2 protein-coding genes are annotated in these 1,459 nt (G+C 59.4%); both read left to right on the forward strand.

The annotated features are described in order from the left end of the window. Positions 1 to 311 precede the first annotated feature (311 nt). Positions 312 to 1,022, forward strand: a complete 711-nt coding sequence (locus tag KFO72_RS41790; RefSeq protein WP_054931465.1) for an SDR family NAD(P)-dependent oxidoreductase — start codon at positions 312 to 314, stop codon at positions 1,020 to 1,022. Positions 1,023 to 1,089: 67 nt separating this feature from the next. Then, positions 1,090 to 1,326, forward strand: coding sequence for a tautomerase family protein (locus tag KFO72_RS41795; protein WP_054931464.1), 237 nt, complete (start codon positions 1,090 to 1,092; stop codon positions 1,324 to 1,326). Positions 1,327 to 1,459: the final 133 nt, after the last annotated feature.

Below are 1,459 nucleotides of genomic sequence, written 5' to 3' on the forward strand. Positions count from 1 at the left end.
GCAAAGAAAAGTAGGTGCCGCCCCGCACAGGGGCGACGTGTGAAGCGAGCTAACGCATCGCGGATGCCCACGAAAAGCCCAACAACTCAAAACCGCAACTGCCAGCCCAAAGGCAAAAACCCTGCCCGCCCACGCCCACCGCAACGACAAAAAACCAACCCGCGTCGCAGACAGCAAAAACCCATTTATTCCTCGCAATCACAACAGTTTGTCCAACCCGGGTGTTCGCAACGCCGCCGAGGAAGCCTAGATTTACGACCTAACGGCACTGTCAATTCCGACACAAGCCGAACAACAGTTCGAGGTCCATCATGAGCAATTCGGAAAAAGTAGCAATCGTCACGGGTGCATCGCAAGGCATTGGCGCCGAGATCGTCAAGGGCTTCCGCGAGCATGGTTATCGCGTCGTCGCTGTTGCGCGTTCGATCAAGCCGTCGGACGATCCGAACGTCGTGGCGATCGCTGGCGACATCGGCGACCGCGCAGTCGCGCAACGTGCCGTGTCGGAAGCGATTGCACGCTTCGGCCGCGTCGACACGCTGATCAACAACGCAGGCATTTTCATCGCCAAGCCGTTCACGCAATACACGGCCGAAGACTACGCCGCCGTGCTCAATGTGAATGTGAACGGCTTCTTCCATATCACGCAACTCGCCATCGCCGAGATGGAAAAGAACAAGAGCGGCCACGTCCTGCAAATCTCGACGAGCCTCGTCGATCACGCAATCTCAGGCGTGCCGTCGGTTCTCGCATCGTTGACCAAGGGCGGCCTGAACGCCGCAACCAGGTCGCTCGCCATCGAATACGCGAAGTCGGGCATCCGCGCGAACGCCGTTTCGCCCGGCATCATCAAGTCGCCGATGCACGCGCCGGAAACCCACGAAGCACTGGGTGCGCTGCATCCCGTCGGCCACATGGGCGAGATGAGCGACATCGTCAATGCCGTGCTGTATCTCGATTCCGCGTCGTTCGTCACGGGCGAGATCCTGCACGTCGACGGCGGCCAGAGCGCAGGCCACTAAGCACCTCAACAAGCACGGCGAGGCGCCGGCAGCGGCGCCGGCCTCACACGACACTACGGAGATTCTGATGCCTATCGTGACTATTCAGGTTACACGCGAGGGAAACACACCCGGCACGAACGCAGTGACACCGGAAGAGAAGGCGCAACTCATCAAGGGAACGAGCGAGTTGCTGCTGAAGGTGCTGAACAAGCCGCTGGAAGCGACCTTCGTCGTTATTCAGGAAGTCGAGAAGGAAAACTGGGGATGGGGTGGGTTGCCGGTTGATGAGTATCGTCGGCTGAAAGCCGAGGGGAAGGTCTGAGAGGTGAGTGGGGACCTTCGGGTTGGGGGCCTTCGCGGCGCGGGCGTTGTTTTTGGTTTTTGGTTTTTGGTTTTTGGTTTTTGCGCTGGCATCCGCGATTCGTTAGCTCGCTTCAAGCGTCGCCCCTGTGCGG

Source organism: Paraburkholderia sp. XV (assembly GCF_020177535.1).
Classification (GTDB): Bacteria; Pseudomonadota; Gammaproteobacteria; order Burkholderiales; family Burkholderiaceae; genus Paraburkholderia; species Paraburkholderia caribensis.